Raw genomic sequence first — 24923 nt, forward strand, 5'->3', positions numbered from 1 at the left:
CCGCGCGGGAATCGCCCACGTCACAGGGGAAAAAATATGAACCTCTCACTCGAAGGAAAGGTCGCCGTTGTCACCGGCGGCGCGTCCGGGGTCGGCCTGGGTATCGCCCAGGAGTTCGTTGAGCATGGAGCCCGCGTGGTCATCACCGATCTCCACCAGGCACAGCTGGATGAAGCGGTCGCGGCAGTCGGACCCAACTGCTCCGGCATCGTCGCCGATGTCACGAATCTCGAGTCCATGGAGATGATGTACCGCGAGGTCAAGACGCGGTATGGACGGCTCGACGCGGTCGTGGCCAACGCCGGCATCGGCGCTCACGCCCCGCTCGGCTCGATCACCGAGGAGCAGTTCGACCGGACCTTCGACGTCAACGCGAAGGGTGTCCTGTTCACCGTCCAGCCGGCGCTGCCGTTGCTGCCGTCCGGCGGAACAGTCGTCATCATCGGGTCGACGGCTTCCATCCAGCCCCCACGCGGGATGAGCATGTACGGCGGCGCGAAGGCCGCGGTGCGGAATTTCACCAGGGCCTGGATCCAGGACATCAAGGGTTCAGGCATCCGGATGAACGTCCTCAGCCCCGGAGCGGTCGACACCGAGTCCCTCAGGCGTGCTCTGGAGATGGCGCAGGGCGCCAATCAGGTCGACGCCGCGATCAGGTCCATGGGGGAGGGCAACCCGACCGGGCGGATCGCGGATCCCCGCGAGATGGGCAAGGCCGCGGTGTTCCTCTCGAGCGACGCGTCGAGCTTCGTCACCGGCGTGGAGCTCTTCGCGGACGGCGGCATGGCCCAGGTGTGAACCATGGGCGCCTACTACTTCGGCCGGCAGCCGAACGTCGTCCGCACGACGGGCCCCGAGGAGTCCGGCTGATCAGCCCCGGAGGTGTCGCGTACGCCCCAGCCGTTGAACGCCGCCCCACCCCCGTCCGTATACCTGGGCGGCCCATGCGCGTCCGCATGGGCCGTTCCGGCAGGGGAGGCAGATCTATGGCCGGCAGCAATGTCACCGCACTCTTCCGCGCGTCCACCGCGCACAGCCCTTCGTACTTCACGCTGAACAGGGCAGCCGGCGGCGAGGGCGGAGAGATCACGGACTTCTGCATCCCCTGCAATCCGTACTTCCCCACTCCAGTGATGTTCGATCAGCTCGGTGACCGTCTGCGCGAGATCCTGACCTACTACCCGAGCAGCGCGGACACCATCACCGCCGAGCTGTGCCAGGTGCTCGGGCTCAACCCGCAGACCGTCGCCATGGGAAACGGTTCCACCGAACTGATCACCTGGATCGACCATTTGCTGGTCAAGGAGTCGCTCGCGGTCCCTGTCCCCACCTTCGGCCGGTGGACCGACCAGCCGATGGAGACCGGCAAGCGCGTCGACATGCTCCTGCTGCCCGAGGCGCGCGGTTTCGGCCTCGACCCGGCGTCCTTCGTACAGTTCATCCGCAGCCGCGGCTCCCGCGCGGCGGTCATCTGCAACCCCAACAACCCCGACGGCGGTTACCTCCCCAAAGCGCAACTCCTCGGGCTGCTCGACTCCCTCGAGGACCTGGACCTGGTCGTCGTCGACGAGTCCTTCCTCGAATTCGCGGACGCCGAACCGGACCCCAGCGTCGCCGCGGAGGCCGTACTGCGGACGAACGTGATCGTGCTGCGCAGCCTGGGCAAGAACTTCGGGCTGCACGGCGTGCGCTTCGGCTACCTCGTGTCGAATCCGAGCCTCGCCGCGAAGGTGCGGGCCGCGCTGCCGAAGTGGAACCTCAACTCCTTCGCCGAAACCGTGGTGTTCATGCTGAAGGAGCACCGCCAGGAGTACGCCGACAGCCTTCTCCAGGCGCGGCGCGACCGGCAGGAGATGACCTGGCGCCTCTCCCAGCTGCCGGGTCTCACCATCTACCCCTCCCAGGGCAACTTCCTCTACGTACGCCTGCCGGAGGGTGCGGACGGGTCGGTTCTGCGGGACCGGCTGCTCGCCGAACACGGCGTACTGGTGCGCGAGTGCAGCAACAAGGTCGGCAGTTCCAGCCGGTTCCTGCGCCTCGTGGTGCGTCCGCAGCGGGACGTGGTCCGGCTGATATCGGCGATGGAGCAGGTGCTGTACGGACAGCGCACCCAGGTGGCCGAACCGCCGCCGCAGCCGATGGCGCCGATGCTGGCCCAGGTGCCCGCGCCGCAGCAGCAGGCGATGCAGCAGACACCAATGCAGCAGACACCGATGCTCGCCCTGGCCCAGCAGCCGGTCGCCGCCCGGGGCCTGGGCCCGGCGGCCCGGCAGCAGAACTGGCCCCCCGCCGCCGCCCCCTTGCCCGCCGCCGTCCCCATGCCCGCCGCTCACGGGGAGGCCGCCGGCTACACCTCGGGGACGGCAGCGGTGGACCGCCTGATCGCCCAGGCCTAGGGAGCAGAGGTCGTCGTCAAGTGCCTCCGGCCTTCTGCCAGGTGGGAGGTGGACTGCCCAGGCGGCGGGCCAGGAACGGTTCCTGGGCCGCGACGGCTCCCGCACTGATGCCGATGGCGACCGCCACACAGACCACGATCAGCCAGGAGAGCAGGACGAAGACCGAGCCGACCGACCCGTACTCGGCAAGGGCGCGATTGAGCGCCCGGGGCATGTAGAAACGCGCTCCGATCGACAGAAAGGTCACTGCGATCGCCGTGATGACGGCACCGGGCAGCAGGGGCGGCCAGCGGATCAGGCCGCCCAGCAGCAGGTGCTGGGTCCACCACCACAGGGCGGTCTGGGTAAGCACGGTGACCGGGATGCCCAGCCACAGCCCGGCGCCGAAGCCGTCGCGCAGCGGCGCCTGCACGACCAGGACGGCGAGCCAGATCCCGATCCATGCCAGCCACCGCCAGGCGGCGATCCTGGTACCCGCCCTGGGGATCTCCCAGGCTCGCTTGCACAGCCGCTGCATAGCCCGGCTGACGGCCGTGGCGGCGAGCAGCAGCATGAGCGCGCCCACCACACCGGTGGCCTCGCGCAGAGTGTCGGTACCGGACTTGTACACGTGCTCCAGCTGGTCGTTCGCGGCGCCGCCGAGCCCGAAGACCGTGCGCACGGAGCTGATCAGCTGATTGCGCACCGCCTCCGGGGCGACTGATCCGACGACGAAGAGCAGCGGGACCGCGGTCAGAAAGCACTGGGCGGCCAGCCGGGTGGCGGAGTCGAAGATGTTCACCGACACCATCCGTGCGGCGAGGTGCGAGATGACCGGGAAACGGGCCTCGGCCCGCGCGTGCAGCCACTGCGCCGTGGCGACCAGCTTCCGGGACCGGACCTGCCACCAGGACGGCCGGAGGACGGAGCCGGGACGGCGGTCCGCCGCGCCCTGCTCCCCGTCGTGTGTCCCCTCGCCCGGCTGCTCCCGGGGGGCCTCGGGCTCGCTGGGAGGCATCAGCCGGCTGCTACGGCACCCGGGCTCTGCGTACGGCCGCCCATCTTCGACGGCACCCGTCCGGAAGTCGTCATGGCGCTGCTCCTTCCCTGCGTCCAGAGTGGGGGACGCAGTGCGCGGCGGCATTTCCGGTGAGCCGACGGCGCGGCGACCAAAAGGTGTCGGTTTCCTGTCCTTTGCATACCCTCGTGATGTCGCCACACGATTGGGTTGCCATGGTCATCGACCTGCTCCTCATCGCGCTGGCCATCACGCTCGACCCGCTGCCGATCATGGCTTTCGTCCTGGTGGTGGCGTCCGACAGGGGTGTGTGGAAGGGGCTGGCCTTCATCCTGGCCTGGCTGGCCTGTCTCGTCGCAGTGATCGCTCTGGTTCTCGCGCTGACCGGGGGAGAGCCCCCGCCGCCAAGATCTCCGCCGTCCACGGCGGGGCTCGCGGCCAAACTCGCCATCGGCCTCTTGCTCGTGTTCTACGGCGAACACCGGCGACGGCGGCTCGGACCGGCTCATGGGCCGGTCCCCGGATCCGCCCGCAAGCCGCCCCGCACGCCTCGCAAGTCGCCTCACGCGTCCTCCCGTTCCCGGTCGTCCTCCTCCATGACCTCCCGGATGGACCGGAGCTCGGCCTGGGCGGCGGCGGGACTTGCCGTGTTCCTGCAGCCCTGGGGCATCGTCGCGGCGGGTGCGACCACGGTCATCGAGGCCGACCTGTCGCATTTCTCGTCGTATCTGGCGCTGTTCGGCTTCTGCATCCTCGCCACTTCGAGCCTGCTGGCCGCCGAGCTGTATGTGGTGTTCGCACCGGAGGCGGCCCAGGCGCGGCTGATGAAACTGCGCACGTGGCTGGAACGCCACCAGGATCCGGCGATCGTGGTCATCTGTCTGCTTCTCGGCCTGTGGCTCACCGGGAAGAGCATCTACCAGCTGACCAGCTGACCAGCTGACGCGGTGCGGACCCGTCGTCGGCCGGTGCGGACCCGCCGGTGGGCCGGTCCTCGGCGGCCCGCCGACGGTCCGGGACGCCAGGCCTCAGGAAGTGCGAAGCCTTCCGACGGGTGTTGCAATGGCTGGAAGGGCCGCCTGTCGCCGTCTGTCGCGGCGACCGCCGCCGGACATGAGCGGCGGTCGAGGCCCGTACCCGGACCCGCTCGCGAGGAGTGGCCATGAGCGACGACATCGAAGAGATGGGCCCCGTCGACTACCTGGTCGTCGAGTTCCCCGGCAACCGCATGACGGGGGAGGGCTTCCCCCTGCTCGTCGATCTGGTCGATCGCGGCATCATCCGCATCCTCGACCTCGTCTTCGTCCGCAAGGACAGCGACGGTTCGGTCTCCGCACTGGAACTGAAGGAGTTCGGGGACGAGCTCGACCTGACGGTCTTCGAGGGTGCCTCGTCCGGGCTGTTGGGCCAGGACGATCTCGACGAGGCCGGGACCGCGCTGGAGCCGGGCAGCTCTGCCGGAATCCTGGTGTACGAGAACCTCTGGGCGGCACCCTTCGCCCGAGCCATGCGGCGCAGTGGTGCGCAGCTGGTGACGAGCGGCCGAATTCCCGTCCAGGCCCTGCTGGCCTCACTGGACGCGGTCGAGGCGTCGGGCCCCGACGGCCCCATCGCCGATTGAAGGCCACGGTGCCGTCGGGGCCCGACGCCGCAGCGGTCCGCCCGCACCTACCGTGGGAGATGAGTGAACATGCCCGGACTTCTTCGTGGCGTCGCCCGCACCGCCGTCGTCGCCGGAACCGCGACCGCGGTGTCCAACCGCGTGTCGCGGCGTCAGGCGGGCCGATGGGCACAACAGGACGACCAGCAGCAGGCGCAGGCCGCCGCACCCGCCCCGGCCGCGCCGCCGCCTTCCTCCGGCGACGAGATGAGCAGCAAGATCGATCAGCTGGGGCAACTGGGCGATCTGAAGGCCCAAGGGGTGCTGACAGAAGAGGAATTCGCTGCAGAGAAGCGCAAGATCCTTGGCTGACACCGGAGTTGGGGGCTGGGAAGGGACGACCCCATGACGGAGCCGAGTCCGCGACCAGCCGCCTCGGGCGGCCGAACACAACCGGCGGAGGCCGACCTGCTGCGTGACTTGCTGCGCACCCCGGGCTACCTGAAAACGCTCTTGTTCTGCGCCCTCATCGGTATTCCGGTGTCGCTCGCCGCGTTCTGGTTCCTCGTCGGGCTCCACGAGCTGGAGCATCTGATGTGGACCGATCTGCCGCAGGCGCTGGGCTGGCACATCCCGCCGTGGTGGTGGCCGCTGCCCCTGCTGCTGGCCTCCGGAATCCTCGTCGGCCTGGTGGTCACACGTATGCCCGGCGCCGGCGGCCACATCCCAGCCACCGGACTGCACGCGGGGGGCTCCTCGGCCGAGGCGCTGCCCGGAGTGATCCTCGCGGCCGCGGCCAGCCTCGCGCTCGGCGCGACGCTGGGTCCCGAAGCCCCGCTGGTCGCTCTCGGCGGTGGCCTGGCGTTGCTCTTCGGGCGCCTTGCCCGGGCGCCGGGCACCCCGCAGAACAAGGCGCTCATGGGCGCGGCGGGGGCTGCGGCGGCCATCTCGACGATCTTCGGCAACCCGCTGATGGCCGCGGTGCTGCTGATGGAGATGGCGGGAGTGGGCGGAGCGCAGCTGTTCGCCGTCATGCTGCCGGCGCTGCTCTCCAGCGGGATTGGTTCGCTCGTGTTCACCGGTTTCGGACGCTGGACCGGCCTCTCGACCGGCGGCCTGTCCCTGAAGCTGGGCAATTCGTTTGCCCGTCTGGATACCGGTGACGTGTTCTGGTCGGTGCTGATGGCTGTCGCGATCGGTGTCTTCGTGCATCTGGTGCTGGCCGGAGGCCGGTTGGCCGCCGTGTTCGTCTCCATGCGTCCCGTTGTCCACACCGCCGTCTGCGCGCTGGCCGCCGGAGCCTGCGCCGCCGTGTACACGCTCATCACCGACCGGTCACCAGCGGACGTGGCCTCGTCGGGCCAGTCCATGCTGACCGGCCTGGCCACCGATCCGCACGCCTGGGGGGTCGGTGCCCTGATCGCCGTCATTCTCTGCAAGGGCGCGGCCTACGCGTTCTGTCTGGGCAGCCTGCGAGGCGGACCCATCTTTCCCGCACTGTTCCTGGGCGGTGCGATCGGCGTGCTGCTGGCGCCCCTTCCGGGGCTGGGGGTCGTACCGGGACTGGCCGCTGGCATGGCAGCCACGGCTACCAGTGCCCTGCGGCTGCCGGTCAGCAGTGTGGTGCTCGTGGTCCTGCTGCTCGGCAGCACGGCGATGATCCCCGTGGTGATCCTGGCCGCCGTCGTGGCCTTCGTGACCACCGAGCTGCTTCCCCCCGGACGTGCTGTTCCGCCGGTGGGCAAGCCCGTCGAAGCTCCGGCAGCCGCCGGAGCGGCCCGCCCCGCCTGAAGGCGGCGGGGCGCAGCCACCGAGGTGCGAAGCGGACACCATGGGCCGAGATCGGAGGCGTCGTGATCATTCCCGCCGGCTTCGTGATCCTGGCGCCGCGCGCGGCTCTCCGTCCTCGGGAGAGCTGATGACCGGGACGCACCCGGCTCCGGCGCGTGACGCGGCCCGCGGCGTGCCGGAGTCCTTGTTGCTCGTCGTCGGCGTGGCGGGATCGGGCAAGTCCACGGTGGCGCGGCTGCTCGCCGACCGGCTCGGCCGGCCCTACCGGGACGCGGACGATTTCCACCCTCCGGCCAACCGCGCCAAGATGGCGGCCGGTGAACCGCTGACCGACGCGGACAGACAACCGTGGCTGGACGCCATCGCCGCCTGGATGGACCAGAAGATCGCGGCGCGGCAACCGGCCGTCGTCACGTGCTCCGCGCTCAAGCGCGCCTACCGGGACCAACTGCTCGGTGGACGGCCCGGAGTGCGCCTGGTGTACCTGCACGGATCGCGGCAGCTCATCCGCTCCCGGCTGGTCGCCCGGCACGGCCACTTCTTCCGGGCCGGACTGCTGGACAGTCAGTTCGCGGACCTCGAGGAGCCGGAGCCCGACGAACACCCCATCGTGGTGGAGATCGACCAGCGGCCGGACACCGTCGTGGAGGCCGTCATGTCCCTGCTGCCCGCGGACACCGCACCGGTTCACCCGACGGCCGGCGCGCCAACCGTACGCACCGTACCGAGTGAGGAGCCGCGCATGCCCCGCAGTGCGCCAGGCGAACACGCGACAGGCGAATACGCGACCGGCCGGCATGCGACCGGGGAGCAGTGGCAGCTGCACCACGCCGGGCAGACGGCCGTCGTGGTGCAGCTCGGTGGCGCCCTGCGCCACTACGAGGTGGACGGCCGACCGCTGCTGGACGGGTTCACCGCCGACGCACGGATCACCGGCGGCCGAGGGCAACTTCTCGTCCCCTGGCCCAACCGGGTGGGCGGCGGGCGCTACCACTTCCATGGCCAGGACCTCCAACTGCCGCTGACCGAGCCGGAGAAGCACAACGCGATCCACGGACTCCTCCGCTGGATGCCGTGGCAGCTGCTCGCACGCAGCGACGACGGAGTCAGGGTCGGCACCACGCTCTTCCCGCAGCCGGGCTATCCCTTCCAGCTGGAAGTCGTCGCCGAGTACCGGCTGGGGCCAGAGGGGCTGGACGTCGCCGTCACGGCGACCAACGTGGGGGACACCGCGGCACCCTACGGCGTGGGGCAGCACCCCTATCTGACGGTGGGCACCGACCTGGTGGACACGGCGCTGCTGACCGTGCCCGCCCGCTACCGGCTGCGTACCGACGAGCGGGGCCTGCCGGTAGGCCGGGAACCGGTCGAGGGCACGGCGTACGACTTCCGCATCGCCCGGCCCATCGGCGAACAGCGGCTGGACACCGCGTTCACCGGACTCGACCGGGACCCCTCCGGCCCGGCCGTGGTGCGCCTGGCGCATCCCTCGGGGCTGCACGGCATCGACGTACGGCTCGGCGAGGGCACCCGATGCGTGCAGGTGTACACAGGTGACACCCTGTCCGAGCCCGGGCGGCGGCGCCGCGGTGTCGCGGTGGAAGCCATGTCCTGTCCGGCGGACGCATTTCGCAGTGGTACGGATCTGACCATCCTGGAGCCGGGCGGCAGCCATGTGTTCCGGTGGGGTCTCGGCCCCTGGGGGACCACCGGCTGAGGCCGGCGCATCTGTCGCGGGCCGGGACCGGCCACCCGACAATGAGACGCCAGACGCCCCGATCCTTCGGCGGGAGGCAGCATCCCCATGGCCACGCACATGGAACCCTCGGCCCCGCAGCGAATGACCGCGGACGCCTTCCGGCAGCTGTACGAGCAGCTGCGCGACGGGGCCCGGCGCAGTCCCGACGACCGGCGCGGAGCTCTCGGCCACCTGACGCCCGAGCGTGTGCTGGCAGCCACCGCCGAGGTCAGGTCCGGGCACACGGTGTCCCTCGCCGCGCCCATCGAGACTCTGCCAGGACCGGACAATCCCGAGCCGGCCGACCACCGGATGACCGGGCCCGCCGCCGGTGACATCGGCGCGGACGGGCTGCACTTCGCCCTCGACCGGTTCGCGATGAACGTGCACGGGGACGCGGACAGCCATCTCGACGCGCTCTGCCACGTGCTGTTCGACGGCGAGCTCTACAACGGGGTGCCGGCGAGCACGGTGACCCAGGACGGCGCAGGTTCGCTCTCTCTCGACGAGGTACGGGACGGCATCGTCGGCCGCGGGGTGTTGCTGGACATCCCGCGGCTGCGGGGCGTGCCCTGGCTGGAGCCCGGCGACCATGTGACGGCCGACGACCTGACCGCGGCCGAGGCCGCCCAGGGGGTCCGGGTCGGGCCGGGGGACCTGCTGCTCGTCCGGGTGGGGCACCGGGGGCGGCGTCGCGAGCTCGGGCCATGGGACGCGGCGAGGGCCCGGAGCGGCCTCCATCCGACGGCGATGCGGTTCCTGGCCGAGCGGCAGGTCTCGGTGCTGGGCGGAGACGGCAACAACGACACCGCCCCCAGCGCGGTGGAGGACATCGCCTTCCCCGTGCATGTGCTGGCCATGCACGCCATGGGAGTGCATCTCATGGACTATCTGCAGTTCGAGGAGCTGGCTCCCGCGTGCGAACGGGCGGGCCGCTGGAGTTTCCTGTGTGTGGTCGCGCCGCTCCGGCTGCCGGCGGCCACCGGCTCTCCGGTGAATCCCATCGCCGTTCTGTGACCGTGATCCCACGGCGGCTCGCCCGGTCGCCGCGAACGGAAAGGGCGGATACGTTCGAAGAGGCGGAATGGTTCCTTCGTCTCCGCAGCGCGAAGTGACAGGTCCCGGCGAGAGGGCAGGGCCGCGAGAGCAAGGACGGTGGTCGCCGTGGGCGACTCCCCGCACTATGACGTCATCATCATCGGCAGCGGCGCCGGCGGCGGTACGCTCGCCCACCGGCTGGCCCCCTCCGGTAAACGGGTGCTCATCCTCGAACGCGGTGACTATCTCCCGCGTGAGAGAGACAACTGGGACTCCACCGCCGTGTTCGTCAAGGGGAAGTACCGTGCACCGGAATTCTGGTTCGACAAGCACGGCAACGAGTTCCCGCCCGAGGTCAACTACTACGTCGGAGGCAACACCAAGTTCTACGGCGCCGCCCTCTTCCGGCTGCGGCCCGAGGATTTCGGCGAACTCCGCCACCACGACGGTGTCTCACCCGCCTGGCCGATCCGCTACGAAGACCTGGAGCCGTACTACACCCAGGCCGAACACCTCTATCTCGTACACGGGCGACACGGCGAGGACCCCTGCGAGGGCCCGGCGAGCGCGCAGTACGCGTACCCGCCGGTCCAACACGAGCCACGCATCCAGCAGTTGAGCGACGACCTGGAGAAGCGGGGCCTGCACCCCTTCCATCTGCCCATCGGCGTCAACCTGAGCCAGGACGGCGAGGGGCGGGCGACCCACTCCAGCGTCTGCATCCGCTGCAATCGGGTGGACGGTTTCCCGTGCCTGGTGCGCGGCAAGTCCGACGCCCAGGTGATCTGCGTGGAACCCGCCCTGCAGCACCCCAATGTCGAGATGATCACCAATGCCCGAGTAGTCAGGCTGGAGACCGACCCGGCGGGACGCAGCGTCAGCACGGTTGTCACCCGGCAGGCGGACGGCTCGGAGGCCCGGTACGCGGCGGATATCGTGGTCGTCGCCTGCGGGGCGGTCAACTCCGCCGCTCTGCTGCTGGCTTCGGCCAACGACCGGCACCCCCGCGGGCTGGCCAACAGCTCCGACGTGATCGGCCGTTTCTACATGCGGCACAACAACCTGGCCCTGATGGCCGTGTCGAAGGAGCCCAACGACACCCAGTTCCAGAAGACCCTCGCGCTGCACGACTGGTATCTGGGCGCGGACGACTGGGACTACCCGCTGGGTGGAATCCAGATGCTCGGCAAGTCCGACGCCGAGCAGATCCACGGCGAGGCCCCGCGCTGGGCCGGGGCGGTGACCCCCGACATGCCGTTCGAGGTGCTGGCCCACCACGCCGTCGATTTCTGGCTGTGCGGCGAAGACCTTCCGCTGCCCGACAACCGCGTCACTCTGGACGGCGACGGCAGCATCCATCTGGCCCTCGACGAGAAGAACAACACCGCAGGACTCAAGCGTCTGCAGCACAAACTCCAGGGCATGCTCGGTCACTTGGGCATGCACGAGCACCACTTGCTCTCCCACAGCATCTATCTGCACAAGGGCATGCCGATCGGCGCCACGGCACACCAGGCCGGCACCGTTCGATTCGGCGCAGACCCGGCCACCTCCGCCCTGGACATCAACTGCAAGTCCCACGACCTGGACAACCTCTACGTGGTCGACACGAGCTTCTTCCCGAGCATCGGCGCGGTCAACCCGTCCCTGACGGCCATCGCCAACGCCCTGCGGGTGGGCGACCACCTCATGGACCGGCTCAGCTGACGGCCGGCCGTCAGCTGGTCCGACCGGGCGAAGATGCTCCGCCCAACGGCCCAACGTCAGCTCGCCGGATGTGCCGCCCCCGGCCGCCGGTGATTCCCTGACGCTCCGGACCCGGCCGGGCCACAGCCCGGCGGACCGGGGGCCGCGCAGCGAGGAGGCAGGCAATCGTGAATTCCACCGCGGGAGCACCCCAGGGCGTGATCCCGGCACACCTGCTCAAAGGGCAGAAGGCACTGGTCACGGGCGCCAACTCCGGAATCGGCAAGGCGACGGCCATCGGTCTTGGCCGGGCCGGCGCCGATGTGGTCGTGAACTATGTGGCCGACCGCGAGTCCGCCGACCAAGTGGTCAAGGAAATCACCTCGTTCGGAGTGCGCGCTGCGGCGTACGAGGCGGACGTGTCCAAGGAGGACCAGGTCATCGGCATGATGGACCGGATGGTCCAGGAGTTCGGGACGATCGACATCCTGGTCGCCAACGCCGGTCTGCAGCGCGACGCCCCGTTCACGGAGATGACCCTCGCCCAGTGGCAGAAGGTGCTGGACGTCAATCTGACGGGTCAGTTCCTGTGCGCCCGGGAGGCGACGAAGGAGTTTCTGCGCCGCGGGGTCGTCCCGGAGGTGTCGAGCGCGGCGGGGAAGATCATCTGCATGAGTTCGGTGCATCAGCTCATCCCGTGGGCGGGGCACGTCAACTACGCCTCCTCCAAGGGCGGTGTACAGATGATGATGGAGACACTCGCGCAGGAACTCGCACCGCAGAAGATCCGTGTGAACGCGGTTGCCCCGGGAGCCATCAAGACGCCGATCAACCGCAGTGCCTGGGAGACACCGGAGGCACGGGAAGATCTGATGCGGCTCATCCCGTACAAGCGCATCGGCGACCCCCAGGACATCGCCCATGCCGTCGTCGGCCTCGCCTCCGACCTCATGGACTACGTGGTGGGAACCACCCTCTATGTGGACGGCGGGATGACCCTCTTCCCCGGCTTCGCCACCGGCGGCTGACCTTCCCCTGATCTCCTCGCGCCATCCCGAGCAGCAAAGGCACGTATGTACACCACGGTCCACCTGCTGGCGGACGCCCCGGCCCAACTGCTTCCGGCCAGAGAGCTCATGGCCTTCACGCTCGCCTCCCACATCATCCTGGTTCCCATGGGGGTGGCGCTGCCGTTCATCACCCTGGTGATGCACTACCGCGGTATGCGCAGGAAGGACCCCGTCGCCCTGCTGCTGGCGCGGCGCTGGTCGGCCGTCATGGCGGTGCAGTTCGCGGTCGGTGTCGTCACCGGCACCGTCCTGACCTTCGAGTTCGGTCTGCTCTGGCCGGGGCTGATGGGCAGGTGGGGTGATGTCTTCGGCATCGGATTCGGCGTCGAGGCCTGGGCGTTCTTCCTCGAGGCGGTGCTCATCGCCATCTATCTGTACGGCTGGCGCAGACTGAAGCCGCGCACCCACTTCCTCCTCGGGCTGCCGCTGCCGGTTACCGCGCTGCTCGGGGCGTTCGGCATCCTGGCCGCCAACTCGTGGATGAACACGCCGCAGGGCTTCTCCCTCGACTCCGACGGCAACCCCGTCGACGTGCACATCTGGAAGGCCATCTTCACCCCGATGTTCGGGCCGCAGTACTGGCACTTCGTCGTGGCGATGCTGGTGACCGCCGGCTATGTCGTGGCCGGCGTCTACGCCGTCGGCCTGCTGCGCGGCCGCCGGGACCACTACCACCGGCTCGGTTTCACCATCCCCTTCACCATCGCCGCGGTCCTCACCCCGGTGCAGCTCATGCTGGGCGACTCCATCGCCCGGTCGGTCTTCCACAAACAGCCGGTGAAGTTCGCGGCCACGGAGATCGTCTGGAAGACCGACACCCATGTGCCGGAGTACCTGTTCGGCCGAATGCACCCGGACGGAAGCATCTCCGGCGGCATCAAGATCCCGCAGCTCGACTCCATCCTGGCCGGCTTCAGCCCCCGCACCAAGGTGACCGGACTGAGCTCCGTGCCGGCGAGCGACCGGCCGACGGCCACTCAGGCCACCATCGCCCACTGGGCCTTCGACCTCATGGTCGTGATCGGCTCCCTGCTGGTACTGCTCGCCCTCTGGTACGGCCTGGTCTGGCTGCGGAACCGAAGGCTGCCCGACTCGAAGTGGTTCTTCCGCGGCGCCGCGTGCGCGGGCGTCGCCTCCGTTGCCGCGGTCGAGTGCGGCTGGGTCACCACGGAGGTGGGGCGCCAGCCCTGGATCGTCTACCAGAACATGCGGGTCGCCGAAGCGGTGACGTCGACCCGCTCCACCAGCCTGTGGATCATGTTCGGCCTGGTGATCGTGGTGTACGTCTTCGTCTTCGGCTCGTTCCTCGCCATCCTGCTCAAGATGCGCACCGGCTGGCGCCTCGCCGACGAACGGCAGGCGGCCGGGAAGCCGGTCGAGGTACCGGAGGCGGACACCCCCTACGGACCGCGCGCCCCGGTCCCGGCGGGCAACGCCCCGTCCTCCGGCAGCGGCGGGTCGGCACCGGCCGGGGAAGGCCCGTCATGACCGCGGACCTCATCGCTGTGGTGATGCTGCTCGCGGTGGCCGCTTACGCCTGCGCCGGCGGGACCGACTACGGGGCCGGCTTCTGGGACCTGACCGCCGGCGGCGCGGAACGCGGCAAGCGCCCCCGATGGCTGATCGACCACGCCATGGCCCCGGTGTGGGAGGTCAACAATGTCTGGCTGATCTTCATCTTCGTCATCATGTGGACCGGGTTCCCGACCCTGTTCCAGACCCTGTTCTCCGCGATGTGGCTGCCGCTGGCGCTGGCCGCCGTCGGCATGGTCCTGCGGGGTGCCGGTTTCGCCCTGCGCAAGCCTGCCCGGCGTATCGCAGGCCGACGCCTCTTCGGGGCCGTGTTCGCCGTCGCCTCGCTGCTCACGCCGTTCTTCCTCGGCGCGGCCGTCGGCGGGGTCGCTTCCGGCCGGGTGGCACCGGGGACCGAGCCCTCGGCCGACGCCTGGTCCAACCCCACCTCCATCATCTTCGGTCTGGTCGCCATCGCGGCGACGGCCTTCCTCGGTGCCGTGTTCCTGGCCGGGGACGCCCGGCGCTTCGAGGCGCCCGATCTGGTCGGCTACTTCCGGCTGCGAGCGCTCGGGGCCCTCGCCGTGCTCGCCGTACTGGCCGTGATCACGCTGTTCGTCACCTATGGCGACGCCCCCTATGTGTGGCACGGCCTCACTCACGGCCTCGGGCTCGCCCTCGTCGTCGTCGCCGCGGTGGCCACGCTCGCCACCGCGTGGCTGCTGCTGCGTACATCCGTTGCCTGGTCGCGGGTCACGGCCGTCGGGGCGGTCGCGGCGGTCATCATCGCCTGGGGCATGGCCCAGCGGCCCTACCTCCTCCCCACCTCGCTGACCGTGGCCGACGGCGCCGGCGCTCCCACCACTCTGCGCTGGCTGGCGTTGGTCACCCTGGTGGCGGTCGTGCTCGTCGGCCCGGCCGTCGTCCTCCTGTACTGGCTGGACACCCACGGCGAACTGGAACCTCTCACCGAAGCCGATCTGCGGCGAAGCGGTACGGGCGGCGACGGTGCGGCCGACAGCGTCTGACCACGGTGCGGCGCGGAACTCGCGGTACTTCCGAGGGGTGAAGCCGCTCTGACCGAAGACGAGATTCTGCTGGGCATCGGCCTGACCGTGGCGCTCGCCGTGGGCTCCCAGATCCTGGCGAGCCGGCTGCGGGTTCCCGCGCTGATCGTGCTGCTGCCCGTCGGCTTCGCCGCCGGCGCCCTGACCGATGTCGTCCAGCCCGACCGGCTGGTGGGGCCGGACTTCTCCTCGCTGGTGTCCCTCTCGGTGGCGGTGATCCTCTACGACGCGGGCCTGGGCCTCGAGTTGCGCCATCTCACCGGCGAAACCCGCCGGGTCGTGGCCCGGTTGATCGTGCTGGGCGTGCTCATCACCTGGGGAGCCACCGTGGCCATGGCCCCCGCGCTGTTCGACGTCCCGCTCGCAGTGGCCGTGATGACGGGTGTGATCCTCGTCGTGTCCGGGCCGACCGTCGTCGGCCCGCTGCTGGACCACGTCCGACCGACGGACAAGGCGCGGCGGATTCTGATCTGGGAAGGGTCCCTGATCGACCCGGTCGGCGGCATTCTCGGCGCCCTCGTCTTCCACGCCATCCTCGCCGGCGGGTTGAGCTCCGGCCGCGGATTCCCCATCACCGAATTCCTCGTCAGCCTGGCCGTCGGGCTGATCGGCGGCGCGGTCGGGGCGGCGCTGCTGTGGCTGACGCTGCGTACGCTCCGGCTCGGCGAGACGCTCGGCACGCTCGCGCAGCTGGCAACGGTCATCGCGGTGTCCGCCGGGTGCGACATGGTGCGTGACGACACCGGTCTCATCGCCGCGATCATCGCCGGGCTGACGGTCGCCAACCTCCCCGGTCTCGACATGCCCGCACGCCGGCCCTTCTTCGAAACGCTCGTCCAGCTGATCATCGGCCTGCTGTTCATCTCCATCTCGGCGACGGTGACCCCGGCGTCCGTCGTCCCCGTGCTGCTGCCGTCCCTCGCCCTTGTCGCCGCCCTCGTCCTGGTCGTGCGACCGCTGGTCGCCTTCCTCTCCACCGTCAGGACCGACCTCAGCTCCGGAGAACGGGCCTTCATCGGCTGGATGGCGCCCCGCGGCATCGTGGCCGCCTCCACGGCGTCGGCGTTCTCGGCCACCCTCGTCGACGAGGGGCTGAACGGGGCCTCCAAGATCCTTCCGATCACCTTCCTGGTGATCGTGGGAACTGTCCTGCTGTACGCGCTGACGGCCGCCCCGGTGGCCGCGCGGCTGGGCGTCATCAGGTCCGCGCGCACCAGACCCCTGCTGGTGGGCGGCGACCCCTGGGTGATCGGCCTGGGACGGTCGCTGCGCTCCGCCGGGCTCGACGTGCTGATGTGGGCCGGTCTCGAGGCACAGCGGGAACAGATCAGAGAGGCGGGTATCGAGCTGGCCTCCGGGGAACTGCTGGCCACCGCCGCCGACCCCAAGGCGCGGCTGGAGGGAGTCACGGCGGTCTTCCTGCTCACCGACGACGACGATTTCAACGCCCTCGCCTCGGTCATGGTGCAGGACAGCGTCGAGGGCCCGGTCTACCGGGTCGGCCCGCCGCACGACAGCCACGGCGTCATCGCCCCCTACACCGGCGGTGACATCCTCTTCGGCAGGTCACTCGTCCGGCACACCCTGGCGGCCAGGTACGAGCAGGGCGTCCGCTTCCTCGTACAGCCCGCCTCCGAGCCGCTCCCGCCGGAGCACGACACGCTGTTCGTCGTACGGGCCAACGGCCGGCTGGACCCGGTCACCGAGGCACAGACGGTCACCTTGCAGCGAGGCGACACCGTCGTACTCCTCGGCCCTTTCCCGCCGGGCCCGGCGACGTCCGCCCCCGGCGGCGACGTCCGCGCCGGGCATTGACCGTCAGCCGCCGGCGATCGGCCGGTCCCCGGTCGGCACCGCCGTGACCGGAGCCGCAGTACCGAGCGGGATCGAAGTCCCCACCTGAGACGTCCGGGTCAAGGTCGCGTCCAGGGTGATGGCCGCGTCGATCAGCGCCAGATGGGTGAACGCCTGCGGGAAATTGCCCAGTTGTCGCCCCGTCAGGTCGATCTCCTCGGAGTACAGGCCGAGATGGTTGGCGTACGTCAGCATCTTCTCCAGCACGAGTCTGGCCTGATCGGTCCGCCCGGCCCGCGCCAGTGCGTCGACGTACATGAACGTGCACAGGGAGAAGGTCCCTTCGGAGCCGCGCAGCCCGTCGGGCGACGCCTCGGGGTTGTACCGGTAGACCAGGCTGTCGGTGACCAGCTCCCGGTCCATCGCGTCCAGCGTGGACTTCCACATCGGGTCGTCGGGGGTGATGAAGCCCACCGTCGGCATCCGCAGCAGCGAGGAGTCGAGCACATCGCTGCCGTAGTGCTGGACGAATGCCTTGCGCTGCGGGTCCCAGCCCTTGGCCAGGATCTGGTCGTAGATCTTGTCGCGCTCACTGCTCCAGCGGACGATCGCGGCCGGCCGGCCGCTGGCGGCCGCGAGCCGCAGCGCGCGGTCGAAGGCGACCCAGGACATCACCCTGCCGTAGGTGAAGTTCTTGCGGCCGCCCCGCGTCTCCCACAGGCCCTCCCCGGCCTGGTCCCAGTGATCGGTGAGCCAGTCGAGGATCGTGTGCAGCGAGGTCCAGCCCCGGTGGTCCAGCTGGATTCCGCGCTGGTGGGCGAAGAAGATGCTGTCCAGCGCCTCGCCGTAGATGTCCAGTTGCAGCTGGGTCGCGGCGCCGTTGCCGATGCGTACAGGGGCCGAGCGCTGGTACCCCTCCCAGTGCTCCAGGACCTCTTCGACGAGGTCGGATGAGCCGTCGACCCGGTACATGATGTTCAGCGGTCCCGTGTCACCGTCGCTGCCGGCCTTCTCCTTCACCCGGTCGCGCAGCCAGCCGATGAACGCGGTCGCCTCCTCCTTGAACCCCAGCCCCAGCAGGGCGTACACGGAGAACGAGGCGTCGCGGATCCAGGTGAACCGGTAGTCCCAGTTGCGCTCGCCACCGAGTTGCTCCGGCAGCCCCGCCGTCGGGGCCGCCACCAGGGCGCCGCTGGGCGCGTACGTCATCAGCTTCAGCGTCACGGCGGAGCGCCCGACCGCCTCCCGCCACCGGCCCGAGTACCGGGACTGGCCGAGCCAGGACCGCCAGTACTGGACGGTGTCGTCGAAGAGCTGCTCGAACTCGGTGAGGCGGATCTCGCGCGGCGGTCCGCCGGCGGACGACTCCATGACCAGGCCCCGCTGCTCACCTGCCTGCAGGGTCAGCGAGAAGTGCAGATCCTCTTCGCCCGTAAGGGGGTTCACCAGTCGCTTGTCCCCCGGCTCGCGGACCGCGTGCACGGTCAGCTCCATATCGTCCGCGGCGAACACCGCTCCGTGGTCGGTGATGTGCAGCTTGTGCGGCTTGCGGCCGTAGTCGAAGCGGGGGGCGATGCGGATCTCGAAGGTCATGCTGCCGCGCACGCAGCGGAGCATGCGGACCAGACGGTGACGAGGGGTGGCCGTCCGCCCGGTCACCGGCATGAAGTCGACCACCTCGCCGGCGCCCGCCTCGGTCATGAACCGGGTCACCAGAACCGCGGTGTCGGGAAAGTACAACTGCTTGGTCGCGTAGGTCTTCTGCGCCGGGGAGACCGAGAAATGCCCGCCCTTCTCACGGTCCAGCAGAGCGCCGAACACACTTGGCGAGTCGAAGCGCGGACAGCAGAACCAGTCGATCGTCCCGTCGGTGGTCACCAGCGCCGCGGTCTGCAGATCACCGATCAGGCCGTGATTCTCGATCAGCGGGTAGTCGTCCATCGTGAGCCCCTTCCTGCCCGGGCCGAAAAACGCACGGCCTGCACGACCCCCCAGGTACGGCTCGGCGGCATCACGGAGATCAACCGCCATACGCCGTCGCGCCGGTCCGGTGCCACCCGGACAGCTTAAGCAAGGAACTCGCCACGGGCCTGCCGAGCAGGGCGGGGCCGGGCCTTTGAGCGGCGGAAACACGGCGCGGAGCCGGAAGTGCGCACTACCGGGAAGCCCGGACAGAGTCCCGTTTCCTGCGCCCGCCGATGTACGGCGTTAGCGTGGATCCGAAGGCCGCATTCCAGCGCTCAACTCGGAGGGTGCCCCGTGCTGTGGAGTCCTGCGCCGGTGCCCGGGAGGGGAACGGTCCGCGGGTGCCGACGATGATGTCCTGGGCGTCCGCGTTCCGGCTGCGGCAGTACGCCAAAGCCAGCCTGTGGATCGTCCCGCTGTTCGGACTCGTACTCGGGGTGGTTCTGGCCGAGTGTGCGATGGCCGCGGAGAGAACGGGCCGGCTGTCAGTGAACTGGCAGTATTCCGCGACCACGGCCAGCGGTGTGCTCACCGCCATCGTCGGGGCCATGGTCGCCCTGCTCGGATTCGTCGTGACCATCGGCGTTCTCGTCGTCCAGCAGGCCACCGGAACACTGTCCCCGCGATACATGCGCCTGTGGTACAGGGACCGCCTGCAGAAGGCCGTGCTGGCCACCTTCACCGGGACGTTCGCGTTCGCCTTCTCCCTGCTGCGCAGGATCGAGTCGGACTCCGTCCCCGACCTGGGAGTCACCCTCGCCGGGGTGGCCGTATCCGTCAGCCTGCTGCTTCTGCTGGTCTACCTCAACCGGTTCACCCACAATCTGCGCCCGGTGGCCATCGCAGACCTGGTCGGTCGCATGGGGACGCAGGTCCTCACCCGCTGGTCGGCCGGGACCGGCGGCTCCGAGACCCGTGACGACGGACCCGCACCGCCGGGCCGCCCGGTGGCAGCTGTTCGCTCCCGACACGGCGGAGTCATCCAGGCGATCAACGTAGTCGGGCTGACGGCGGCCGCGACGCGCCACGACTGCACGTTCGTCGTGACCCACCAGGTCGGGGACTTCGTACCGCCCGGCGCGACCCTCGTCGAGGTCCACGGGGGTACCTCGGCACCCGATCCGCGGCTGGTGACCGGCCTCATCGCCCTCGGCACCGAGCGGACCATCGAGCAGGACCCCGCCTTCGCCCTGCGTGTGCTCGTCGACATCGCCATCCGCGCGCTCTCCCCGGCCGTGAACGACCCCACGACCGCCGTCCAGGTGCTGAATCACATCGAGGCGTTTCTCCACAACGCCGGCAGGACCGGGCTCTCTCGCCGCCACGTGCTCGGCGACGAACGCGGCCGGCCGCGACTGGTGGTGCCGGGCCGGGTCTGGGAGGACTACCTCCAGCTCGCCGTCACCGAGATCCGTGAGTACGGGGCGGGGTCCACCCAGATCTGCCGGCGGCTCCGCGCGCTGCTGGAGGGACTGCTCGACACCCTGCCGGCCGAGCACCTGCCGGCGGTCCGCGCGGAGCTCGGCCTCCTCGATGAATCGGTCGAGCGGGAGTTCACCGACCCCTTCCGCCGCGCCACTGCGCGGACGGGCGACAGTCAGGGCATCGGCGGCGGGCAGCGTCCGAAGGACGCACCGCCCGGATGAACGCGGACCTGCGGAAGCGAGCCTTCCCGAACGGACCGCACCGCCCACTACAGTCCGGCGTGCTCCCGAAGTTCCTGCCGCAGATGGTGCCGAGGCTAGCTTCCCGCCGTCGCCGGGGGAGTGAACCGCGGGCTGTCACTGTCCGAGCCCCGCACCAGGTACACCGTCAGCCGGTCGCCCAACACCCGTTCTTCGGCGGGCGTTTGCGGCAGCGGCCAGCGCAACTGCTCGTACAGGGCCCAGCGGTGAATGTCCACGGCCGCCTCCATCAGGTCCGCGAAGGCTTCCACATGGCGTGGCAGCCAGCTCCACCAGGCAGCGCATGCGACGACGAGACCCACGGGGACCGCCCACCAGGCCAGGGGCGCGAAACCCATGAACGCCACGCCCCAGATGATTGCCCCAACGGAGCTGTTGACCGCACCCCGGGCGCTGATCAGCTCCTGGCGGGTGCCGTCCGGCAGGACCAGCCACAACTGCGGCCAGATGGCGACGATGTTCAGCCCGTACTTGTCCACCGGCCGGCTCTCGGACGCACGCAGGGTGTTGCCGATCCGGGACGGCATATGACGGTCGGGGGTGGCCGGCACCCGTCGGTGGAGGCGGTCGAGCCGGATGAACTCGGCCCTCTCTTCGGGCGTTCCGCCGCCGGACGCCACTGTGCCGGCGAGCCGGCGCAGGCGGTCGGCACGTTGCTGCGCCCTGCTGCCCACCGCACGGACGAGCCTGCGGCGAAGGCCCCCCGCCAGTGACGGCCAGTACCCCTCCAGAAGGCGCAGCACGGGATCGGTGAGCCGGCCGACCACCATGCCGCTCGCCAGGACCCCGCACAGAGCGGCCACCAGGACCACGACCTGCACGACGGCGGACTGCGTTCCCATCCAGCGTGACGGCGACCCCAGTGCCGAGGTGCCGCCCTCGGAGTACATCCACGCCAGCAGGCCGCCCACCCAGAAGACCAGAGCCGGACCTGCGACCGCCGCCCAGCGTTCCGCCAGTTTGCCCGCCACGGACTTCCAGAACTCGTTCAGCACGGCGACCCGCTCAGTCCCGGGCCAGCGGCCGCTGGTGGGTGGTGCATTCGGGGACCGGTTCCCCCACGCTCAGCCGCCACCAGACGACGTGCGGGTGGCCCACGGGGCAGCTGTAGCGCTCGGCACCGACAGCCTCGCCGTGTCCCGCAGGCCCGTTGGTGGTGCGGTGGAGGGGGCTCTGGAGCGCCGGGTGACGGTGCAGGGGGTCCGCATGGACCTGCACGGCCCACCGCTGCAGTGCGGGCGACACCGTGAGGGCACGCGCCATCTCCCCGGACACGTCCTCGCCGGCGGCCGCGCGGTCCAGCAGCGCAGCGAGCCGGGGGTCGAGTCGCCGCGCGGTCTCCTCGTCGACGAGCCGCCTGAGATGGCCCCGCACCACCCGTACTGTCTCCACCCACGCCTGGTCCATCCGGCACCCCCTGGCCCCACCGGCCCGCCCGGGCCGATTCAGGCAGGCAAGCGTACGGGGTCGACCGGGGAGAGCGAGCCGTTATGGCAGCACCCGGGGACGTCCGGTTCCGTAATAGCTGTAGAGGCATCAAAACCCCTACCCGAAACGGATATTGCTGGCAGAGTCCTCCTGTCGCGGATCCGTCGGTCCGCGGCGGAGGGGGTGCCACGTGGCGTCGTACCGTGTGCGCGTGAACAGTTGGCGGCTGTTGTCGTGCGCCGCGCTTCTGCTCACCATGACCGCTGTGGTGTGGGATCGCCAATGGCTGCCGCCACCGGTCGAGTTGGTCGTCCCGCCGTACGCCGTACCGGCTGTTGCGGACAGTGTCCTGTCGACCGAGGATCTGCCCGGCGCCGCCACGGGCGGTTGGCTTCCCGTCCAGGACGGACCGCCCACCACCGTCCTGTTCACCGGCACCGCCCGGCTGCGGTCGGACTTCCGCCACATGACCGTCGTGGGCGCGTGGCAGCGGTCCTGGGAGACGACGGACGACAAGGACTACATCGTCGTCCAGCTCTTCGAGATGCGCCGCCACGCCTACGCCCGGTCACAGACGGAGCCCGCCTGTGAGCCACAGTCCCGGCTGAGGCTGCCGGGGGCGGACACCTCCGGACTCGAGGTGCGGAAGCCGGGCTACGCCCGAGGCTGCGCAACGGTGGCGCGCGGCCGCACGGCGATCGTGGTCACCGTCGAGTCCAGCAGACCGAAGGCGTCGCAGGCTGTGGAGCGGTTGCTCGCCGACACGTACGGGCGCCAATTGCCCCGCGTGGCCCACTCGCCCGATCTGGCCGATGGCCCGGTGCGGTTCGACACGACACGGACCGCCCTCAACTCCACGGCGATGAGCACGGCGGTCGGTATCCCGATGCTGCTCGGTCTGGTGGTCCTGATCCGTGACCGGTCCAGCTGGCGCCGCCTGCGGTCCTGGTGCGCACGGCCCCTGCGGACGGGGGTGTTCCCGGTCGACCGGCTGGTCGACCTGCGCCTCGCCGCGAGCACGGCGGCGGTGCTCGTGCGACTGTGCGTGTACGCCTGGGCGATCCGGATCTCCGAGATCCTCTGGCTGGGCACGTGGGCGACCCTGGCCGTCGCGGCGGGCGGCGTCACCGGCATTCTGGTGACGGAATGGCTGCTCCGCAGGCGGCGTCCCGCCCGCTGGCGACCAGCAGCCTTCGACGGGCCCCGCAGACTGTGGGCCGTTGTCGGCGTGGTTCTCACCGTGGGGATCGCCCTCGGCGGCGTGTGGCTGGTACTGCTGGGCTCCAATCTTCAGGCCATCGGCGTCAATCCCGGCGGGGCGGACTACGTGGCCTCCCGTTTCGGCGTTCTGCTGCGCGGCCTCGGCGTGGTGGTGCTGCTGATCGCCCTTCTCCCGTTCACCCTTGTACGGCGCATCGCCATGCGTCACCTGCGCCGCGGCATCGAGCGGGACCAGCGCCGTCCGATTCTCATGCTGCGGTCCTTTGCCGACGACCGCCGCACCCTGCGTGCGCGGCGCCTGAACCGGGCGTCGGTACTGGAGCGGCTCTGCATGCGGCGGTTCGAGCGCTTCGAAGAGGTGGCGGCGTCCGCCCTCTCGGTGCACGGGCCCGTGGTCGCGCTGAGTCAGGTGGGCGAGAAGCTGCCTCCGGCGCGCGGGGCCGTGCGCCGGAGCTTCTCGATGGAGGAGTGGAAGGACGGGGTGGTCGAGCTCATCGCCGCCTCCCAGCTGATCTGTGTCACCGTGGGCCGCTCGGAATCGCTGCGCTGGGAGATCGGTCAGATCCGGGCGGCAGGCGCGCTCGGCCGTACGCTCTTTCTGCTGCCGCCGACCGGCCGGTCCGAGCAGCGCCGGCGGCTGGCATTCCTCGGACACGCCCTGGGCGTCGAGTGGCGCTGCCTGGACCGCACACGTCCCGGCACGGACGTCCTTGCGGTCACGGTCCCGTTCGGGCACCCGGTGGTCGTGACCGGACGCGCACCGAACGACGTCGGCTTCGAGGCCGCCGTGGAGATCGCGGCACTGGCTGTGACGTGCCGCGGCGGCGAGGCCGAGGGTGAGGCGGAGCTCAAGGAGGCAGTCGGCGCGTACGTGTCCTACGCGACCACGGCAGGCAACCCCCTGGAGCCGGCGGGCCGCCGCGCAACTCCGGCACCACGCGTGGAGATCCACGCACCGGGCAAGGCGCCGGTCTACCGCCAGTGGTGGCGGCGTTGGTGGGTGCTGGCATGTGCCCTCAGCGCCTTCGTCACGACGTTCCTCCCGTACATCCTGAACACTCAGGGTTCGGACCTGGAGACCGTGCAGGCGTCCGATGCCGTGACAGGCCTTGTGCAGGACGAGACCTCGGACACCGTCTACGCGGTCCTCGGCGGTCACCACCTGATGCGCGTCGACCCCGGCGCCCTGAACGGCAGTCGGGTGGCACGCATCGACGACTATGTGAACAGCCTCGTCATCCACGGCTCCGACGCCTACTACGTGTCCACGGGCACCGGCCGCGTCGGCCGGGTCGACCTGCGCAGTGGGCGCACGGTGTGGAGGCAGCCCGCGGGCGCCGGCGCCCGTGCCCTCGTGCTGGCAGACGCGCGGATCGTCGTCACCTCTCCTGCCGATGAGTCGGTCGTCGCCCTGGCACGGCAGGACGGCCGCCGCATGTTCCGGCTGCCTCTCGCAGGCGCACCGTATGGCATCGCGCGGACGAACGAGCGACTGTTCGTCGGCCTCGCCAGAAGCAATCAGGTGGTCGAACTGGACCCGGCGAAGATGACGGTGTCGGCTCGAGTGGATGTCCCGGCCGGTCCACGCGAACTCCTCACGCAGGGCGGGCAGGTGTGGGTGCACTCGCCCGTCGGCCATGTGCTCCAGCGGATCGGTTCCGGGACTTCGGGCGGCCCGGCCCCTCGTCTGCTGATGTCGAGTCAGTACGCCAGGGTTTCGGGCAACGGTGCGTGGCTCGCGGTGCAGGGTATGGAGCGGGTGACGGTACTCATGCCTGACGGGCGGCTGCGCCGACTGCCGCTGCCGGCCCCGGACTTGCTCTCCCTGCTGGTCCAGCGCGACGGAACCGTCATGGTGGGGCACTCGTCGGGAACGCTGAGCCGGATGAAGCGATCCTGACGCGCAGGACAGGGTGAAGAGGCCGGTGCCAGCGT

General features: G+C 70.1%; 19 protein-coding genes. 15 read left to right on the forward strand and 4 right to left on the reverse strand.

Features of this window, described 5'->3' with window-relative positions:
* The first annotated feature begins 36 nt into the window (after positions 1-36).
* Positions 37-798: an SDR family NAD(P)-dependent oxidoreductase gene (locus tag OG966_RS31865; RefSeq protein ID WP_326653458.1), complete on the forward strand. Its 762-nt coding sequence runs from the start codon at positions 37-39 to the stop codon at positions 796-798.
* Between the two features lie 188 nt (positions 799-986).
* Complete coding sequence (locus OG966_RS31870) at positions 987-2396, forward strand: pyridoxal phosphate-dependent aminotransferase (protein ID WP_326653459.1); 1410 nt, start codon at positions 987-989, stop codon at positions 2394-2396.
* Between the two features lie 16 nt (positions 2397-2412).
* On the opposite strand, the gene OG966_RS31875 is transcribed toward OG966_RS31870, so the two are convergent.
* Entirely contained in the window at positions 2413-3393 is a 981-nt protein-coding gene (locus OG966_RS31875) for a YhjD/YihY/BrkB family envelope integrity protein (protein ID WP_326653460.1), read from the reverse strand.
* A 215-nt stretch (positions 3394-3608) separates the two neighbouring features.
* Here OG966_RS31875 and OG966_RS31880 point away from each other — a divergent pair, with 215 nt between their 5' ends.
* The 11 genes from OG966_RS31880 (at position 3609) to OG966_RS31930 (ending at position 16710) form a co-directional block, all read left to right on the forward strand.
* Positions 3609-4328 carry a GAP family protein gene (locus tag OG966_RS31880; protein WP_326655447.1) on the forward strand — a complete coding sequence of 240 codons (720 nt, stop codon included), beginning with the start codon at positions 3609-3611 and terminating at the stop codon, positions 4326-4328.
* A gap of 227 nt (positions 4329-4555) precedes the next feature.
* Entirely contained in the window at positions 4556-5014 is a 459-nt protein-coding gene (locus OG966_RS31885; RefSeq protein WP_326653461.1) for a DUF6325 family protein, read from the forward strand.
* 69 nt (positions 5015-5083) lie between these two features.
* Positions 5084-5365: an SHOCT domain-containing protein gene (locus tag OG966_RS31890; RefSeq protein WP_326655448.1), complete on the forward strand. Its 282-nt coding sequence runs from the start codon at positions 5084-5086 to the stop codon at positions 5363-5365.
* A 33-nt stretch (positions 5366-5398) separates the two neighbouring features.
* The gene (locus tag OG966_RS31895) at positions 5399-6784 is read left to right on the forward strand and encodes a chloride channel protein (RefSeq protein ID WP_326653463.1); all 1386 of its coding nucleotides are present in this window, start codon (positions 5399-5401) and stop codon (positions 6782-6784) included.
* Between the two features lie 127 nt (positions 6785-6911).
* Positions 6912-8501, forward strand: coding sequence for a gluconokinase, GntK/IdnK-type (locus OG966_RS31900; RefSeq protein ID WP_326653464.1), 1590 nt, complete (start codon positions 6912-6914; stop codon positions 8499-8501).
* A 123-nt stretch (positions 8502-8624) separates the two neighbouring features.
* Positions 8625-9539, forward strand: coding sequence for a cyclase family protein (locus OG966_RS31905; protein WP_406733714.1), 915 nt, complete (start codon positions 8625-8627; stop codon positions 9537-9539).
* Between the two features lie 147 nt (positions 9540-9686).
* On the forward strand, positions 9687-11267 hold the full coding sequence (locus tag OG966_RS31910; RefSeq protein WP_326653466.1) for a GMC family oxidoreductase: 1581 nt from the start codon (positions 9687-9689) through the stop codon (positions 11265-11267).
* A 167-nt stretch (positions 11268-11434) separates the two neighbouring features.
* Positions 11435-12274 carry an SDR family oxidoreductase gene (locus tag OG966_RS31915; protein ID WP_326653467.1) on the forward strand — a complete coding sequence of 280 codons (840 nt, stop codon included), beginning with the start codon at positions 11435-11437 and terminating at the stop codon, positions 12272-12274.
* 45 nt (positions 12275-12319) lie between these two features.
* Entirely contained in the window at positions 12320-13804 is a 1485-nt protein-coding gene (locus OG966_RS31920; RefSeq protein ID WP_326653468.1) for a cytochrome ubiquinol oxidase subunit I, read from the forward strand.
* Positions 13801-14856 (forward strand): cytochrome d ubiquinol oxidase subunit II, encoded by a 1056-nt coding sequence (locus tag OG966_RS31925; RefSeq protein WP_326653469.1) that lies wholly within the window; start codon positions 13801-13803, stop codon positions 14854-14856. Before OG966_RS31920 ends, OG966_RS31925 begins: the two co-directional genes overlap by 4 nt.
* Before the next feature lie 48 nt (positions 14857-14904).
* Positions 14905-16710 carry a cation:proton antiporter gene (locus OG966_RS31930; RefSeq protein ID WP_326655449.1) on the forward strand — a complete coding sequence of 602 codons (1806 nt, stop codon included), beginning with the start codon at positions 14905-14907 and terminating at the stop codon, positions 16708-16710.
* A gap of 3 nt (positions 16711-16713) precedes the next feature.
* On the opposite strand, the gene OG966_RS31935 is transcribed toward OG966_RS31930, so the two are convergent.
* On the reverse strand, positions 16714-18630 hold the full coding sequence (locus OG966_RS31935) for a glycoside hydrolase family 15 protein (protein WP_326653470.1): 1917 nt from the start codon (positions 18628-18630) through the stop codon (positions 16714-16716).
* 374 nt (positions 18631-19004) lie between these two features.
* On the opposite strand from OG966_RS31935, the gene OG966_RS31940 reads away from it, so the two are divergent.
* Positions 19005-20300 carry a DUF2254 domain-containing protein gene (locus OG966_RS31940; RefSeq protein WP_326655450.1) on the forward strand — a complete coding sequence of 432 codons (1296 nt, stop codon included), beginning with the start codon at positions 19005-19007 and terminating at the stop codon, positions 20298-20300.
* A 95-nt stretch (positions 20301-20395) separates the two neighbouring features.
* On the opposite strand, the gene OG966_RS31945 is transcribed toward OG966_RS31940, so the two are convergent.
* Positions 20396-21334, reverse strand: coding sequence for a hypothetical protein (locus OG966_RS31945; RefSeq protein ID WP_326653471.1), 939 nt, complete (start codon positions 21332-21334; stop codon positions 20396-20398).
* A 10-nt stretch (positions 21335-21344) separates the two neighbouring features.
* Entirely contained in the window at positions 21345-21746 is a 402-nt protein-coding gene (locus OG966_RS31950; RefSeq protein ID WP_326653472.1) for a hypothetical protein, read from the reverse strand.
* A 232-nt stretch (positions 21747-21978) separates the two neighbouring features.
* On the opposite strand from OG966_RS31950, the gene OG966_RS31955 reads away from it, so the two are divergent.
* The gene (locus OG966_RS31955; RefSeq protein ID WP_326653473.1) at positions 21979-24888 is read left to right on the forward strand and encodes an outer membrane protein assembly factor BamB family protein; all 2910 of its coding nucleotides are present in this window, start codon (positions 21979-21981) and stop codon (positions 24886-24888) included.
* Positions 24889-24923 lie beyond the last annotated feature (35 nt).

It is taken from the genome of Streptomyces sp. NBC_01750, from assembly GCF_035918095.1.
In the GTDB taxonomy this organism is placed as follows: Bacteria; Actinomycetota; Actinomycetes; order Streptomycetales; family Streptomycetaceae; genus Streptomyces.